This is a genomic window from Candidatus Scalindua japonica (genome assembly GCF_002443295.1).
Taxonomy (GTDB): Bacteria; Planctomycetota; Brocadiia; order Brocadiales; family Scalinduaceae; genus Scalindua; species Scalindua japonica.
The window spans coordinates 62,822-80,196 of sequence record NZ_BAOS01000017.1; the positions used below are offsets into that span (position 1 = coordinate 62,822).

Genomic DNA, 17,375 nt, shown 5'->3' on the forward strand with positions numbered 1-17,375 from the left:
CATATGTGACAGCATTTGAGGTGTCCCGCACATGTAACCAGTTAATTTTGTAAGTCTACACCGTTGGGAGTATTCCCATTATTTTGTAAAATATAAAAAAACATCTTGACATCCTCTTTCTTTTCAGCGATACTGCTTTTATGAATTATCCAGGAGGCAAAGGAGGAGTATTCCAAAAGTTAATCAATCTTATGCCACCCCATGATGTCTACATAGAGACACATTTGGGCGGTGGCGCAGTTATGCGGAACAAACGTCCTGCCAGAAGTAATATTGGGATAGAATTAGACCAGGATGTTGTTGAAATGTGGACGAATGTTAAACCACCAGGTTTTGAATTGGTCCATGATGACGCAATTAATTATCTGAATGATTATCCTTTCACTGGCAACGAGCTGATATATTGCGACCCACCGTACCTTCGCGAGACAAGAAGGAAGAGTGGTCGGCTCTATAAATATGAATATAGCCATAAAGACCACACGGTACTTTTGGAATTATTGAAATCACTTCCCTGCATGGTGATGATATCCGGTTATGAGTCGCTTTTATACAGAGAGTCTTTGAAGGGATGGCATACACATAGTTATCAGGCGGCCTGTCACCATGGTGTGGCGACAGAGTGGCTATGGATGAACTATAATATTCCGGTGGAACTACATGAATATCGTTATCTTGGCAATAACTTTCGTGAACGAGAACGGATAAAGAGAAAAACACAAAGGTGGACGGCGAGACTTCAATCAATGCCAATATTAGAGCGCCAGGCGTTACTCTCTGCGATGGATATAGTCAGGGAACAATAGAAATATTTTAAGAGGAGATATTTTTGGGTTTTGCGGCGAGAAAAGCAGAGTCATCAGAGAACTGGAGAACTTTATTTTATGACTTTTTGGACAAGCGACTTGACAAGATTGAGCGAGAGTACCCAATGGAAGATTTAGGAGAAATCTCAAAAGCTGTTTTTCAGGAAAGATCCGAAATATTGGGTCAGATGATCCTTGGATTGATAAAGAGGAAGTTCGGTCATTTATTGAATCAGCAAAATTGTGACTGCCCCGATTGCGGCAAAAGCATGCAAAGGCACGACAAATTATCCAGGACAATCCAGACCCTTGCGGGTCAATTTGAATTGGAGAGACCTTATTTTTATTGCAGAGCGTGCAGTTTTGGAAATTATCCATTAGATGAAGCCCTTGGGTTGTCTCGATCCTCGAAACAGTATGATATACAGGATGTTGAAGCCTGGTTGTCTAGCGAAACCGCTTATGAGACGGCCAGCGAGACCTACGAGAGGATAACTGGTGTAAAGCTAAGCGAACATCATATGCATGAGGCCACGAATACCATAGGTCAGGAAGTGGGGATTTTAGATATCTGTCCGTCTAAAGAAGAGATTCACAAAAAGATAGAAAACATCTCAAAGAATAAGTTTCGTCGTCCCATTATGATGCTCGCCCTGGATGGAGCCCACGGCCCGATGCGTCCAGAGCCCAGCCCTCACCGCCGCAAAGAGAAAAGAGGAAAAGGAGAATGGAAAGAGATTAAAGGTTTTAGGCTTTATCTCATCGATGGTACAAGCATTAATCATTTAATCAGCTGGCATCAGGTCTGCGAAGATCACGAATTAGCTCAAGATCTAGTGAAGATCAAGGAGGCAGGTCTTATCCCCGAAGCGGAGATACGCTTGGGAATCATAGGAGACGGAGCTCACTGGATTTGGAACCGTTGCAAAGAGATATTTCCCTCAGCAAAAGAAATCCTCGACTACTACCATTGCTCAGAGTATGTACATGGTGTGGGTAACGCACATTATGGAAAAGAGACAAGAGAGTCTCGCCAGTGGTGCGAGGCGACTTTGACAAGAATACATTTTGGCGACCACGAAGATGTGCTTGGCGGTCTTGGAAAGATGAAAGCGCAAACTCAAGAGGTTCAGGATAAAATTGATAAGTTTTATACCTACCTTACAAATCATTGCGAAAAGATGCATTACGATACCACCAAGCGAGGAGGGTATCACATTGGTAGCGGTGCGATTGAAAGCGCTAATAAATTCATTAGCCATACAAGGCTTAAACGATCAGGAGCTTGGTGGTATGCCCAAAATGCTAATAACATGCTCAAGATCAGATGTGCGAAATATAACGGTACGTACGATAAAATTATCGAAAAATACAAAAAAGACGACCAAGAAAGAATTAAAAACAAAAAATCTAGGAAAAGTCTCCGACTCGTTAAATAAATTTACAAAAAAATGGGAATACTCCCACACCGTTTTATCCTTCAGGGACAGACTCATTCTCTATTTCTACGTTTTTTATCATAAATATAAATTCATAGTTTTTTAAATAAGAGTCAAACTGGATAGGCAAAATAAGAAAAAAAGTAGAATCTTTAAGAACCTTCCCATCTCCCTCATATGAGTACTCCGGAAGCATACCATGATCCAAATAGTCAATTTCTTGACCTGTAACTGAAGTCCATCCATCACCAAAATCCCCTCCGGGTCCCGGCCAAATATTTATCCATATATTCCCCTCGCTTATTGATTTTGGGCCAACCCTTATTGGATTTATATAGCGGTTGTTGGATATATAATTCCACATCTCAAAAGAGTACCTCCATCCAAATAGAATATTGTTAGATTCTCCCGATGGGCCTATATATTCTGCCTTGTCCGCATCAAAATATATACTGTTTTCTGTCTTGTTATATATAGACACCCAGATGTGTTCGGAAGTGGGGACAAATTGGAATGAAACGTCCTTATCTTCGAATTTGAGATCTTCTACATAAGGATCTATAAGCAAAAAACTATACTGATATGGACGGTAAGTACAACCGGCAAAAGACAATAACAAAGTTATAAAGAAAATTTTTCTTAATATTAAAAACACTTATTTATTAACAGGATTTAAATGTTACCGCATTTGATAACCACTACTCTGCAATCTCTCCCGGTTTTTCACTATTCATAAGGTATACTTCTTTCATCTTCTACTGTTTTTCAATGGCTTATATCAAACCGATACTGTGAAGCGCCCCCCCATATCGATTAATATTTGAGCCAGTGCCGGAGTTTTATTCGCAACCAGTGTGCCTCAGGAATCAGTCTGGTTCGGTGCAGACATTCAGGTTTCGCTTCCTCTCTGTACAGTTTTACTTTGTTTAAATAAAGCCTCCTCAAGACACTCTTTTGTAAAAATCCCATTTAAGACAGAGGTTCACCCAACAATTTTTAGTGCTCCCCTTAGTAGTTGGGATTTATAAAAACCTTATGCAACACCTTAAATCGAAGTAACTTACTACCGTTATTCTAAGCAAAACAACTAAAATATCAATTAAAATAATAAAAGCGACACACATTATTATATTTTCGAAAGAATAGATAAAAGGTTTAGGTAAAATTGCTTAAAATATCCTTTTTTACAACCAGAGTTTTTCTTTTTTTAGCAGACTAAGGATCTACACACTTAAAGATAAAACGGTAAATCTATGTTGACACACTCTGGTTAAATCAATAAAATAACATCACGAAAAGCTCAAATGCAAATTACTTATACAAATGAAGTATAGTGTCTCAATTTTATTTCTGTTCAGAGGTTATTCTAAATATAATGGATACAAAAGGGTTGTTATATACAAGGAAGAAAATACACTTTAAAGAAGGTGATATCATCTTTAAAGAAAATGAAGAAAATTGCAAAGAAATGTATGTCATTGATTCCGGAAGAGTAAATATAGTGAAAAAAGTCGGGGATACCGACATCACTTTAACTACACTGGATGAAGGTGATTTCTTTGGAGAGATGTCTTTAATAACCGGAAGTAAACGAAGTGCCTCGGCAATAGCTCATACAAAGTGCAAGCTTCATACTATGGATAAAGAAACATTTGAATCCAATCTCTCAAAAAATATAATTTTTACGAAACAAATACTTGAAACACTTGCCCATCGACTTGAAGCCACCGACACAAATCTCAAACGCCACATCCAGAGAACTGCAAGACTATCCAAAGTATTTAATGTAACTGGATAAGTATACATAAAACATCTGACTTCATTCTGACAGGGATTGGGATAACGAGTAAATTCAAGCCTTCAACGTTTTTGCCAGGAGGAGGATGAGATACATTCCCTACTTATTGAGAACTTACTATATTCTCATTCTATTTTGTATATAATAAACTTGGAACTATCGTTAGATATTTTTCAATCATGAAAGAACTACAGGATATAACCAAATGGCTTCCTACTACAAAAAAGGAAGTGGAAATGCGTGGATGGAGCGAACTTGATGTTATCCTTATCTCCGGTGATGCGTATGTTGACCATCCGTCATTTGGACCTGCCGTAATTGGCAGGATTATTGAAAATGAAGGATACAGAGTCGCTATTATATCTCAACCCAACTGGCAGGATGATTTGCGCGATTTCAAAAAACTTGGCAAGCCCGGATTTTTCTTTGGAGTAACCGCAGGCTGTATGGACTCCATGGTAAACCATTATACCGCAAACAAAAGGCTTCGTTCTACAGATGCCTATACTCCCGGTGGAAAATCCGGTTTTCGTCCGGATTATGCAGTTAACACATATTCAAAGATCTTAAAATCTATTTATCCTGATGTTCCTGTTATAATTGGGGGCATAGAGGCGTCATTAAGAAGAATCACGCACTATGACTACTGGTCGGATCAACTGATTCCTTCCATTCTCACAACAAGTGGCGCTGACCTGCTGGTATATGGAATGGGAGAAATGCCACTCAAGGAAATCCTCAAACTTCTGTCAAAAGGGGTCCCCTTTCATCAACTGACAATGGTAAAACAAACAGCATATATAAGGGATCAAAGTAAAGGTATTCCAAAGAACAAAAACTGGAAAGATATAGTGATTAATTCACATCAAAACTGTGTTGAAGACAAGAAAGCCTTTGCCGCAAATTTTAAACAGGTAGAACAGGAATCAAATAAGGTTTTTGCAGATAGAATTATCCAGAATATTGCAAAGAGCAGCCTGATAATAAACCCTCCTTTTCAAACTATGACTGAAAAAGAGATAGACACTTTCTTTGACTTGCCTTATACAAGACTCCCTCATCCTAAATACAAAAAACGCGGCGCTATTCCCGCCTACGAGATGATAAAATTCTCGATCAATATGCACCGAGGATGCTTTGGAGGATGCAGTTTCTGCACTATCTCTGCACATCAGGGAAAGTTCATTGCTAGTCGTTCACAAAAATCTATTTTGAATGAAGTTGATCAAGTAGTTAATATGCCTGATTTTAAGGGATATATTTCTGACCTCGGAGGCCCATCTGCCAACATGTACAAAATGAAAGGCGCGGTGCAGGAAATATGCGACAAATGCAGCGCGCCTTCATGTATTCATCCTGTAATCTGTAGTAACCTGGACACTAGCCATTCCCAGATAATCGCAATTTATCGTAAAGTAGATGCGCATCCTAAAGTAAAGAAGGCATTTGTCGGAAGCGGAATCCGGCATGATCTACTGACAAAAAGTTATAACAAAAAAGCAGATGCGTCTATTGATGATTACCTGTTACAGCTCTTAACCCGCCATGTTTCCGGAAGGCTTAAAGTAGCCCCGGAACATACATCTGCCGATACCCTTAAAATCATGAGAAAACCACTTTTTGATCACTTTAAAGCGTTCAAAAAACAATTTGATGATATCGACAGAAAATTCGGGCTTAATCAGCAACTTGTTCCCTACTTTATATCAGGTCACCCCGGCTGCAGAGAAGAAGACATGGCAAACCTCGCAGTGGAAACCAGAGAACTCGGCTTCAAGTTAGAATACGTACAGGATTTTACTCCCACCCCTATGACCGTCGCTACCGTTATGTATTATTCCGACTACCATCCTTACACTTTAAAAAAACACTACACAGCAAAATCAAAGCAGGAAAAGATCACCCAGCATCGATTCTTTTTCTGGTACAAGAAAGAAAACCAGAATTGGATAAGAAAAAGGCTCATTAATGCTAAAAGGCCGAACCTGTTAAAAAGACTCCTCGGTCCTGACAAAAAAGGATTAAACCAACAAACAAGGTCCCGCAATAAGACACTAAGACATTAATAAATCCTAATACCATTTTATTTTAATCATTAAAATAATCCACTACACTCAACGTTTCGATATTCTTTTTCCCTAAATCATCCAGAATATCTTTAGGGCATTTATCGGTAAGCAGCAACAGGCACTTATTATCGCCCTTGAGCTCTCCCACACCTTGAACATTGTAATCGAGTATTTTTTCATCTGGAATTCTTGACTCCTCAAGAAAAAACCCGAGAAAATTCCAGCCCATCTTTGATATTACCATGTACGTTATCTCTGAATGCTCACTCGCACCATAAATCGCTAAACTCACTTCTCTACCTTCAACCGCCTTTAGAATCCGGGCTTCTATGTCACTTCTGACCTCTTTATAATAGTGAATATTTCGGTCGAAGAACTTATACGCCAGATGTGTCTTCTCCCTCAATCCTTCCGGAGTGATATGATATGTAACACGCCTTGGATTTACACCTTCCTTCATGATAAAACCCTTTTGGATCAAGCGCTTCAGGGCAAAATTCACTGATGCGACATTAAGTTCCATTTGAGAAGAAAGTTTTCTTTGCGAGACAGAAGAGTCCGCCTCTACAGTCTTAAGTATTTGAAAATCGTTATGATCTTTTTTCATCGTAACACTCCCTATATAAAAATTTTATATATTACATTAAATAGGTAATTATTTCCCACACAAATTTATTGCATTTGTGATTATACCATTCCCTCAACAGTGCTCAAGAAAACGATTCATAATTACCAGTATGTTTATTATAGTTAGCAAAAAATGTGCCTAAAAACAGAAACGACAGACACTACACCAACTAAACGTTTATATTGTCTAATAAGTGATTATAGTAGAATTAATTATGAAAACAACAATAATTTCTCTATTTTCTATTTATAGTAAAAAAAGAAACAGAAAAACAGGCACAATAGTGTGTCATTGCACACTATTGTGCCGTCACACTATTGTGCAATGACACGCTCTCACGTAGCCACAATAGTGTGCAATGGCATATCAAAGTGGTCCAAAAGCATTTATCAAACAAACTAAAATATAAAAAACACCAATTCATTGTTCCTGAAAACGCTCATGTCCAGAAACAATGAATTAAGCAGGCTAAACACTTACTTGTCATAGATTTCGATTGAACCTTTCTTGCCAAGAGGACCAAGATCCTCGACCAGTTCGTAGAGACCCATTCCTTCAGTACGAAGCTTACCCATTTTCACAAGTTTATCCCATACCTCTTGAGGAAAGTTAGTTGGCGGCCGAATTGCCACAATACCTGATTTTTGACCACCACTTAGAGCACCACTACCCAGTGTTGACTCGGCGTCAAGCCGCGTCAGTCTGAGGCGCTTCCTGAATGTCTTATACGCCTTTTTGAGGTACATCGGATCTATGTAATCCTCAGATGTATCATTTTTCATCATATTTCTCCAACAATAGTTTAATAATCAGTCACATTTTCTTTATCTTGTATCCTCTGGACTTTAATAACTTTATAATGCTGTTTTCACCAACCAGGTGGCCAACACCAACGATTACAAGCGTTTTCTTGCCAGAGCCTATCAAAGTTTCCAGACAAGGAATCCAGCCAATGTTTCGATCCGTTAAAAGCCTTTTATATAATTTCGGAAATTCTTTACGCATATTTTTTGATAAATATTCATCTATCCCGTCCTCATCTCCTGCCTTCCATGATTTAATCAGGTTCTCCATTATAACCCGTACCTCCCCTACTTCCTGAATAAAACTCTCGACAATTGACTCACCAAGCTCTTCCTCAAATAATGAAACTAATTCGATATGTCTATAAACGTCTTCCAGTCCTCCCGTTTGCTTCCTGTCCTTTTTTGCTTTATTACTAAAATACACATCTAAGCCATCTGAGGCAGAGATTCCGTTCTTTTCGAGTTCAAGGGCCAGTAAAGTCATGGTAACCATCCATGGTTTAAATTTCTGAAAAAGATCGAGAGACATGGATCTGTCCCTGCAAAACTTATCTAAAGAGCTGTACGCCTTCTTTGATAATTTTTTCTCCAGAGTATCACTTCCGACATACATCCCTTTGCTTATCAGCAGGAGTTGATTTTCAGGATTCACAAGTGCATCAACATCAGTCTCAAAAACTACCTGTTCAACATCCATATAGGCCAACTCAAACTCCTCCGGTAACGGATAGTCAGACTTTCTTAATACATGGCAGGAACCTGCCAGATAAAAACTGCTGTTATCCATATCTAATTTCCAGACACTCGATTCAGCATATACTGTAGCAGAGAGCCATACTACCGCTATGAAAACAATTATGAGTTTTTTCATGTATATTTTTTATCTCCTACTCAAACTAATGCCACTCCCAGCTTCTTTGAAAACGTATAAGACAATTCACAAACTGACTGTTTCATATGCTTTCAAATCACAATTTACAATTCCTTACTTCTTGATCGCCTGTATGATTTGTTCTCTAAATTTTGATGCACCACCGTTAGCAGGATGCCTTACCATTAAAGCATCAATATCCATTTCTCTTAACTGGACCCTTGACTTCTCACCAACAGCAATGATCTTCGAAACATTTACAGATTTCAGTAATTCTAACATCGCCGGTTTGCCTTTTTCAAATTCAATTTCGGAAGGTGTTCTGTTGGACAAGATCCCTATCTCCGGTTTATAGGGATGCCACGGGAAAGCGTTCCATATAATAAAGTCTCTCATATCAAACCCTGACGTTATTAACCGTTCCCATACAATCGTTGCGGTGGGTTCAGTAAAACCATCCTTTTTAACAGAAGGCATGCTGGTGCGTCTCGGCTCTATTCCTGAGAATACATGCCGTGGCATAATCGATTTATGCCTCATCTTTCCCAGAAGGATTCGTTCAGACATCATTGCAATCCCAGTAAAATGTCCACCCTGATACCCCAAAGCCTCCCCTACCAGAAGATACTTCGCATCCTGCCTCTCTAACAGATATTGCCTGAGCTGAGACAATCTTATAGCCGGAGAACCTGAATCAATATCATTTTCCTTGTCCTGGCAAAACCACGGATTAAATACATTATCTAATTTTACAATCTTTAAGCTTTGAAAAAATCCATCCATGTTTGACAACAATCTTTCAAAAAAAAAGTTAACCCTCCTCTGGCATTCCCGCAGTCTATTGAGCGAAAATATCGAGTTTCCATGCCAGAAAATCCGGATTCTCCTTCCCGGATCTGGGCCAAGGACAGGTTTCACAGGCATGACATATGTCAATATTGAATTTACAATGTATAAATATAAATACAGGAAAAGAAATCACACAATTGCAGCCTTTAAAAGACGAATAATTGCCGGTTTCTCAATCCTTCTGGTCTTTGCAACGAAACCATTTGCATGTACGAAGAGTACGTCATTCGCGCCTTTAATACGCCTGAAGTCAACCCGGGGGTGATCACCAATCCTACTTAGCGACCACCCTCTTTCCCGCATATTAGCAACCACCAGAACAGCCACATTTTTACCTCTCTCCTTTAAATATGCGGCAACGCTCAACTTTGGATCAGGCACATCTTCCATGAAAAATAGTACGTTCAGACCGTTAATTTCAGTAAATTCCGCTTTTTCTCGAATGAGCCCCAGACGCTCTTTCTTGTTTTTGATGTCTGTAACTATGTACGTACCAACTGCACAGAGAAGCTTAATGAGTTCACTATCTGATTCGAGCTTCTTTACCTGCTCGAAACTGGCTAAGACAAATTCGTTTATCGGCCCCCTCACCAAACCTTTAAGCAAAGTGGCGCTACAGTTAAGCTCTTCAGCAGTTTTTATAGGCCCCATTGTATCATCAAGCACAAGCACTCGAAACCAGACCATTTCTTCCAAATCACTCTTGAGGTCAAAATATTCAGCAATAAGGCTTAATGTACATTTTCTTGTACCTGCCGCAAATTGATGATGGTCAAAATTCCTTTTTTCAGGATCATAAACATACCCCTGGTCCAACACCCAGACTGCAGGATCTGCAATCTCTTCAGGTTTTACCGGCCGACGCTCTACACATTTAACATCCTTGTCCATTGCCAGTACAATGCAGACAGAGATCAAATCGTCCATATGAGGGCCGCCGCCATGAGTTACTATTTTTGAAAACAAAATACACACTCCTTTTATTATAACATCAAAAAACTGGGCCTGGTTTCCCTATCAACAGATTGCCTGCCCTAATAGACACCAGATGATGAGAAGGCCTGGGTAAGTCAGGCTATTTGTTTTAATCTTAGAAACAACTTAACCTATCTCCAGTAGCTGTCCCAACTTCTATCGACTTTATTAATTATTTCATCTGTCATTACCAGTGGCGCCGGATAGCCCTTTTTCCATGTAGCATCTATTCCCATCCTACCCTTGAACAAGGGACTTATACCTACCAGTTTTTGCTCGGTAAACATTATATCACGCTCTGCGTCAAATCTTGTGAATATACCCCAGATAGTTTGTTCCTGATTATCAATATCTACATCTGGGCTTACAGCCGCGATTATCTTTGGCCCGGCAAGTTCTTTGGATTTTATTAATTTGCTGACAACGGCTCTTCCACTGTCCTTAACCGTGACCACTAACAGCGTCTCACCCAGGAGTTCAAAATCTAATACTCGATTATCTATTCTCTTTGCCAACTGTCCTATTTCCGCTTTTGTTGGAATCTTCTTTTTATCTTTGGCCCCTGATTTCGTTGCGTCCATTATCATCTTACTTCCCTGGTTCATCTTGTAACTGGTGAAATCAAGGGTGTCCAACGGAACTTTGGGAATGACGATAAAATCGTATGTGGGATTAAAATTTTCACGGATTGCCTTCAGGACGGCATTGAAGTCGCGGGGATTAACATCTTCTGAAACCGTTACAACACACTTTGTTAACGAGAGTTGTCCTTCACCCATAATGGAAATGGCGGTCTTCATCGCCTCTTTCTGATAACGTTCTTCCACTGAAACGACCAGCAGGTTATGGAACCCTGCTTCATAATAAGCCCAGAGATCACGGATTTCCGGATGGATCAGACGAATAAGAGGGCCAAGTACCTGTTGTGTCGCGTTCCCCAGATACTTGTCTTCCATAGGAGGACGGCCTACTACTGTCGCAGGATAAATAGCATTTTTTCTATGTGTGACTTTGCTTATGTGAAAGACTGGAAATTTTGAAGCATGAGAATAGTGCCCAAAGTGATCACCAAACGGACCTTCCATGCGCAACTCTGTAGGATGGACTGTACCTTCAAGAATAAACTCAGCATCAGCAGGCACCTTGATTGGCACACTCCTGCCTTTCACCATCCTTGTTCTTCTGCCGCGAAGAAATCCGCTGAACATGACTTCGTCGATTCCTTCCGGTAACGCGGCGACTGTGGCCAGCAGCAAAGCGGGATCGGTACCCAATGCCACTGCGATCTTGAATTCCCTGCCCATTTTTTTTGACTGATAAAAATGGAACCCACCGCCTTTCTGTATCTGCCAGTGCATTCCTGTCGTCTGACCGTCGAAGACCTGCATACGATACATTCCCAGGTTTCTTTTCCCGTCATGCGGGTCGTAAGTAAAAACCTGAGGTAGGGTGATAAAGGGCCCACCGTCATCCGGCCAGCTGGTTATAACCGGGAGTTCATCCAGATTCGCTTGACAGACTACTTCCTGAGATGTGGGCCTGAATGTCATCCTGGGGATGGCGCTGATAATTCGTCTGGTTGTTCCGGGGTGTTTAAAAAACACCTTTGGATTTGGCGGCAGAGCATCTTCCATAAACGCAATTAGCTCCTCACCTAGCCTGTCCGGGTGTTTGCCCAGCGCCAGTTCAATACGTTTGTCACTGGCAAGAACGTTCATAGCCAGTGGAAACCTAGCTCCTTTTACATTCTCAAAAAGCAAGGCCGGCATTCCCTGCTGTAAAGCTCTGACGGATATTTCAGTAACTTCCAATCTTGCATCCACTTCGGTTTTGATACGAACAAGTTCGCCGTTTGCGTCAAGATATTTGATGAAATCCTGTAGTGAATATATTTTCATTGATATTAATTCTTTTAAGTTAAGTTCATTTTACATTTCATAGTAGCCACCTGCCCAGGTGGACGTTTCTGCCCGGCAGACGGATATATGCAAACCAGACCATAATGAGTTGGAAAGGTAACAATACTCAAGACAGTATACTATAAAATCAGACAAAATAAAACCACTGTAAAAACAGAGTTGATTTATTTAATGGGTTTTTTTGTTTGGCAAAAGCGTTAAAAAATCTACAAGGTATTTAAATAACTGGTAGCTTTAAATAACGGGTAGCTTAATAATGTATTATGTGATATATAAATATAATAATTCTGAATATAAAATTAACAATCTGGAACAAGCCATATTCCAGTAGCGCAAAAAAGAGAAAACTAATGTTCAGAGATATAATAACTTTATAATTTAATGTTTGCTTTTTTTCAATCCAGGGTGGAGTTTTGCACCGCTAAGCGTAGCTTTGCTGACCACGAACTGGTGTATTTAACCCCTTTGGGGTTCTTTAGAATAGTATTCCGGCAATAAATACATGAGCCTGGAACTGTTTGATAAAGAAGGTATTGAGGTTATCTTTCAGGATTTCAAACATCCGGTATATAATCAACTATTTGCGACTTTTGAACTTTACCTGTCAACCCTTGACCTGTTGTTCAACTGTGGCGAAAATGGCCTTGAAATAGTAAGGGGTAATTATGGGAAAAAAACATAGTAATAAATATGACGTTGTTGTAGGCATACCTTCATATAATGAATCTGATACTATTCCTTATGTAACCAAAACCGTAGGAGAAGGTATTGAGGAGTATTTTCCTGAAAAAAAATGCATAATAGTTAATGTAGATAATAATAGTCCGGATAATACTGAAGACGCTTTTCTTGGTACAAAAACCCGTATAGAGAAGAAATACATCAGTACAGCTCATGGTATTCGAGGTAAAGGTAATAATGTATTAAATTTATTTAATTTTTCGAAACAGGCTGGTGCAGAAGTGACTATTCTTGTAGACGCTGACCTTAAATCAATAACAAAAGATTGGATTGAATATCTTGGAAGGCCTATTGCTGATGGATATGACTATGTAATACCCCTATATTCAAGGCACCAGTTTGACGGAACTATTACAAACCACATATGTTATCCTGCCATGTTTGGTATGCTCTCCATGGATATTCGACAGCCGATAGGCGGAGAGTTCGCATTCTCTCCAAGGTTCATAAAGTATCTGCTGAAGCAACCATGGGAAGAAAGTACTAAACAGTATGGAATAGACATTTTTATGTCACTGAATGCTGCCATTGGAGGTTTTAAAATTTGCCAGAGTGGACTTGGAACAAAGATTCATAAGGCAAGTGCTCCTAAATTGGGTATCATGTTTGAACAGGTAATCGAAACCTTACTGACGATACTTGTACAGAACAGAAACGTCTGGATGACCAGAAATAATGGTGATATCTTCGTACCGGATACCTTTGGTTTAAAGGAATTGGCAGAGCCACAAGAGTTGCATATTGATATTCTTGATCTTAAAGAAAAAAGTCAGGCGGAATACAGCAAATATCAGACTGACATCAAAGAGCTCCTGGAACCATACGCGTTCTCAAGAGTACATGAGATGTTTAAAGTGGAGGTTTTTGACCTGACTATACTGCTATGGACTCAGATTTTTTATAGCCTCGTATACCGATATGATATTTCAAAGAGTAATGAAGATAGAAAAAAGATAATTAACAGTCTGAAATCTCTCTATTTTGCACGAAGCATCAGCTTTAACTACCATACATGGAAGTACAATGTTAAATACTCAGAACTCGAAATCAGAAGATCAGCATTAGGATTCGCATCACAAAAGTATTACTTATGGGGATTGTATAGTAATGGAAGTAAGCTGAAACCGGAAAAATCAAAAAATGTCAAATAAACAGATATTCTCAACTGAAATTGATCTGACAACGTGAAAGTAAAAAATATACTTGACTTTTTTTTAAATATTAGTACCATATGCGGTAATAGTCTATTAATTAACTACAACATATAGTAGTTTAGTAAAGGCTTTTATCATAAAATGTGCGGGGCTCTTTCTCACAAATAAAACATACTCATAATAGAGTAACATGGAGATAATCCCCGCCATGTATTTCTTCAATGTGATTCGATATAAACAATCAGGAACTGATTCACTTCAGTCTTCCTGTGCCAATTCCAATGTTTTGCATCCCTCTTTGTCAACACATTTGCTTATTCAATCGCTATGACTGAATCTCATGATTTACTGCTATTATTATCCAGACCGGCAGCACGTTCCTGTCCGGTTTTGTAAACAGCAGCATAAATACTCGGATTTGTGGCAATAATTATCTCGAAATCCTTCCTGGTAAGTTCATAAAGTGCGCATGGTGTAACGGCACGGCACGTTGCTGTTCTGGTACAGCGTTCCAGAAGTGCGATCTCACCAAAGAAATCACCTGCCATCATAGTACCCATGTCCCTCTCCTCGTCCCCATCCTCAAAGGACGTCCGGACTACGCCCCTCACTATAAAATACATGGAATCGCCTGTATCTCCCTGGCGTATTATAGCATTGCCGGCTGGAACGGTACATGAACGCAGACGCTCAGCAATTTTTGCAAAACCCTCCTTATTCACATTCTGAAAGAATTGGACCTTATTTAGCAGTTCGTATGGACTTACTTCCAACTTACCAGTTACTCTCCCCCTTAACTGGTGGATTTCTTCCGCAAGTCTTTTAAGGATAGACTTGGCGACACTATGTGAAAGAGTTCCATTCCGCTCATGTTCCTCAATTGCTTCACGTTCAGCATGGATTAACATACGTTCCGAGAGCCGCTGTTGCATGGAACTGACAAATTCCGGAAACTGCTCTGCAATAGCATCAATCCTCTCCCTTGCAGATTCATTCCAACGATAGTAAGTTTTACATACTTCCTCTATTACCTCAGCACGGCCAGGAGTGTGCTTTATTATTTTATTCAGGCTAATAAGCACACGTATACTGGCCTGATATCGCCCCCATACCAGTTCATATTCCATGGCAGTCCGGGTGGCATGAAGCCTTTCAGAGAGGAACCTCAGGGGCAGTACACTTGTTAATAAACCATTCAAGAACCTTTCTCTTCGTTTTTCTCTCATAAAATGGAGTGACACCTCAGGTAGAGTGCCCTGATACCTTAAGACATCTATTTGAATATCAATAGAGTATGTAAGATTGCGGTAGGCACTCTCAGTCAAGTGTTCTTTGCTGAACATCTCGTAGTAAATTGTCTTTTCTTCCGCAAAACTTCGGAAGAAAATCAGCTGAACCTCTCTCTCTTTATCCAGTTTTTCCAGCCTGAGACCTTCCAGTTCCGATTGGATATCATCCATACCGGATTTACACTTGGTAAATAAACTATCAGCAATGCTGGAGGAAAAGAGTCCTCCGATCCGTAGCTCAGGAATACGAGCCAGGGCGTGTTTCTTTGCCGAGAAGACACTTTCCAGTTGGGCCAGTCGGTCTGCAAGCGAAGGCTTATCCAACCCCAACATTGTCACAAGTTTCTTTATGCTGAGGCCCTGTACAAGGAGAGTGAAAAGTACCACGCCAGTTATTACCGCTACAAATGTCTCAGTATATTTGAACGCCCCAAGACTCAGAAGCATGGCAATTGCTATGCCCCCACGCATACTGCCCCAGTACATGACAGTCTGATAGCGCAAATCTATTTTGAAGGTATTAGGAAGACGACAAACAATTGGTATCAGACCGTAAACTATAACACCTCTGGCCAGTAGCATAGCAGGTATCACCCATACCAGAACAGGCAGAGATTTCACCAGTGAGGGAAGGTTTATCTGTAAACCAAGCAACAGAAAAATAAAAGCGTTGGCAAGATAGGCCAGGTACTCCCATACCTCTTCAAGCAGCTTGCGTACGGAAGGTGATATCTTGGAACGACCCCACCCTCCCATGATTATCCCTGCAGATGCTGTTGCCAGAACCCCACTGACATGAAAATAATGTTCTAAAATAAAGAATGACATATAAGCAAGTACTATTATAAGGGAAAGTTCTATCAGTGGATTGTCATCCACTTTACTCAATATAAACCCGGTAACCAGCGCAACCAACACTCCTACTGAAATTCCACCGGCAGAGACGATAAAGAACTTAACTACTCCGGACAAAACAGATCCTGATGTAATATGCCCCGCAAAAGCCATCCCAAACAGGATATGAGCAGCGACGATAAGAGTAACTTCACTAAACAGGCTCTCCCCCTCCATAAGGATCATCAATCTCTTTGGCGCACCTACCTGCTTCAGGAGAGCACCAACCGCAACATGATCAATAATACTGAGGATTGCTCCTAGAAGCATGGCTGCGGGAAGTTCAATATGTGTTAATGTGGATATGAGCAAACCGATAATGGCAGTGGATAACAGCAATCCCGGAATAGCCAGTGTAGTAATCGGAAATATGTTATCACGCAGTTCACGTGTATCCATATTAAAGGCTGTTTCAAAGATAAGAGTAGGGAGGAAAACGTATAAAAATACTTCAGGTGTAAATTTGTAACCCACAAATGACTGCAGTATATCTGGACCGTAGGGAGCTAGCTGGGCTACGGCAAATCCGGCGAAAACCAGTGCGACTGCAAATGGCACTTTAATTCGTTTTGCTGCGGCCAGGACACCAGCAGCCAGTATCATCAGGACAAGCACTGCACTGACCATAACTACAACCAGACTGGAACCTGAAGGAGATTGGTCACTTAAACTGCTATGGTCACCACCCCATACAGTGCCGCTATAACCGGCAAATAGCAATATAAAGGTAATAATTACAAGGAAATTCAATCTCCGATACCAGCTTGAGAACAGATCAGAGGCACCGGTAATAGTATTTTTCATCTTGATAGACATCGTTTTGTTGATCTTTCAGACAGGACAGTTAAATCATCAGGTAACAATAACATGCCTCCGGTAATAGCTTAAATTGCTTTAAGCAATTTAAGCTTATAACTACCGCCCGGTTCAAGGTATTATAAATGAGAGGGGGTGTTTTGCAATATAAAAGACTATTAACCGGGAAGAACACAATGCAGGATATTGTGAATTAAGAACAATAATAGGCTTATTACAGGTAATAAATAACCAGAAACAACTAACACACTATCAAAACCACAGGTTAAACATTTGGTAAAAAAGTGGAAGACAAAGCAGGAATGCCAGATAAAAACTTAA

Annotated in this window: 13 protein-coding genes and 1 pseudogene; 6 read left to right on the forward strand and 8 right to left on the reverse strand. The window is 40.1% G+C overall.

The features are described from left to right. Nucleotides 1-140 precede the first annotated feature (140 nt). Both SCALIN_RS10315 and SCALIN_RS10320 read left to right on the forward strand, forming a co-directional pair. Nucleotides 141-806 (forward strand): DNA adenine methylase, encoded by a 666-nt coding sequence (locus SCALIN_RS10315; RefSeq protein ID WP_096894421.1) that lies wholly within the window; start codon nucleotides 141-143, stop codon nucleotides 804-806. 125 nt (nucleotides 807-931) lie between these two features. After that, nucleotides 932-2,245, forward strand: coding sequence for an ISKra4 family transposase (locus SCALIN_RS10320; protein ID WP_096894570.1), 1,314 nt, complete (start codon nucleotides 932-934; stop codon nucleotides 2,243-2,245). A gap of 34 nt (nucleotides 2,246-2,279) precedes the next feature. Here the strand turns inward: SCALIN_RS10320 and SCALIN_RS10325 are convergent, their stop codons facing one another. After that, the gene (locus SCALIN_RS10325; RefSeq protein ID WP_096894422.1) at nucleotides 2,280-2,813 is read right to left on the reverse strand and encodes a hypothetical protein; all 534 of its coding nucleotides are present in this window, start codon (nucleotides 2,811-2,813) and stop codon (nucleotides 2,280-2,282) included. Nucleotides 2,814-3,620: 807 nt separating this feature from the next. On the opposite strand from SCALIN_RS10325, the gene SCALIN_RS10330 reads away from it, so the two are divergent. Together SCALIN_RS10330 and SCALIN_RS10335 are read left to right on the forward strand one after the other, a co-directional pair. Next, nucleotides 3,621-4,043 (forward strand): Crp/Fnr family transcriptional regulator, encoded by a 423-nt coding sequence (locus tag SCALIN_RS10330; RefSeq protein WP_096894423.1) that lies wholly within the window; start codon nucleotides 3,621-3,623, stop codon nucleotides 4,041-4,043. Between the two features lie 179 nt (nucleotides 4,044-4,222). Next, nucleotides 4,223-6,109, forward strand: a complete 1,887-nt coding sequence (locus tag SCALIN_RS10335; protein WP_096894424.1) for a YgiQ family radical SAM protein — start codon at nucleotides 4,223-4,225, stop codon at nucleotides 6,107-6,109. Nucleotides 6,110-6,131: 22 nt separating this feature from the next. Here the strand turns inward: SCALIN_RS10335 and SCALIN_RS10340 are convergent, their stop codons facing one another. The 6 genes from SCALIN_RS10340 to SCALIN_RS10365 form a co-directional block, all read right to left on the reverse strand. Further along, nucleotides 6,132-6,719, reverse strand: a complete 588-nt coding sequence (locus tag SCALIN_RS10340) for a winged helix-turn-helix transcriptional regulator (protein WP_096894425.1) — start codon at nucleotides 6,717-6,719, stop codon at nucleotides 6,132-6,134. A 497-nt stretch (nucleotides 6,720-7,216) separates the two neighbouring features. Next, a complete protein-coding gene (locus SCALIN_RS10345) occupies nucleotides 7,217-7,525 on the reverse strand; it encodes a hypothetical protein (protein WP_203415429.1) in 309 nt (102 codons plus the stop codon). A gap of 28 nt (nucleotides 7,526-7,553) precedes the next feature. Continuing rightward, complete coding sequence (locus SCALIN_RS10350; RefSeq protein WP_096894426.1) at nucleotides 7,554-8,417, reverse strand: TraB/GumN family protein; 864 nt, start codon at nucleotides 8,415-8,417, stop codon at nucleotides 7,554-7,556. A gap of 114 nt (nucleotides 8,418-8,531) precedes the next feature. Continuing rightward, the gene (locus SCALIN_RS10355; RefSeq protein ID WP_203415430.1) at nucleotides 8,532-9,341 is read right to left on the reverse strand and encodes a uracil-DNA glycosylase; all 810 of its coding nucleotides are present in this window, start codon (nucleotides 9,339-9,341) and stop codon (nucleotides 8,532-8,534) included. 54 nt (nucleotides 9,342-9,395) lie between these two features. Further along, nucleotides 9,396-10,232, reverse strand: coding sequence for an MYG1 family protein (locus tag SCALIN_RS10360; protein WP_096894428.1), 837 nt, complete (start codon nucleotides 10,230-10,232; stop codon nucleotides 9,396-9,398). A 140-nt stretch (nucleotides 10,233-10,372) separates the two neighbouring features. Then, complete coding sequence (locus tag SCALIN_RS10365) at nucleotides 10,373-12,139, reverse strand: menaquinone biosynthesis decarboxylase (RefSeq protein ID WP_096894429.1); 1,767 nt, start codon at nucleotides 12,137-12,139, stop codon at nucleotides 10,373-10,375. Between the two features lie 520 nt (nucleotides 12,140-12,659). Between SCALIN_RS10365 and SCALIN_RS10370 the strand changes: the two are divergent. Beyond that, nucleotides 12,660-12,842: pseudogene (locus SCALIN_RS10370) on the forward strand (WbqC family protein); the annotation flags it as partial. Next, a complete protein-coding gene (locus tag SCALIN_RS10375; RefSeq protein ID WP_096894431.1) occupies nucleotides 12,826-14,052 on the forward strand; it encodes a glycosyltransferase in 1,227 nt (408 codons plus the stop codon). The pseudogene SCALIN_RS10370 and the gene SCALIN_RS10375, both read left to right, overlap by 17 nt. 341 nt (nucleotides 14,053-14,393) lie before the next feature. Here SCALIN_RS10375 and SCALIN_RS10380 read toward each other — a convergent pair whose 3' ends face one another. Then, the gene (locus SCALIN_RS10380) at nucleotides 14,394-17,042 is read right to left on the reverse strand and encodes a cation:proton antiporter (protein ID WP_162532255.1); all 2,649 of its coding nucleotides are present in this window, start codon (nucleotides 17,040-17,042) and stop codon (nucleotides 14,394-14,396) included. Nucleotides 17,043-17,375: the final 333 nt, after the last annotated feature.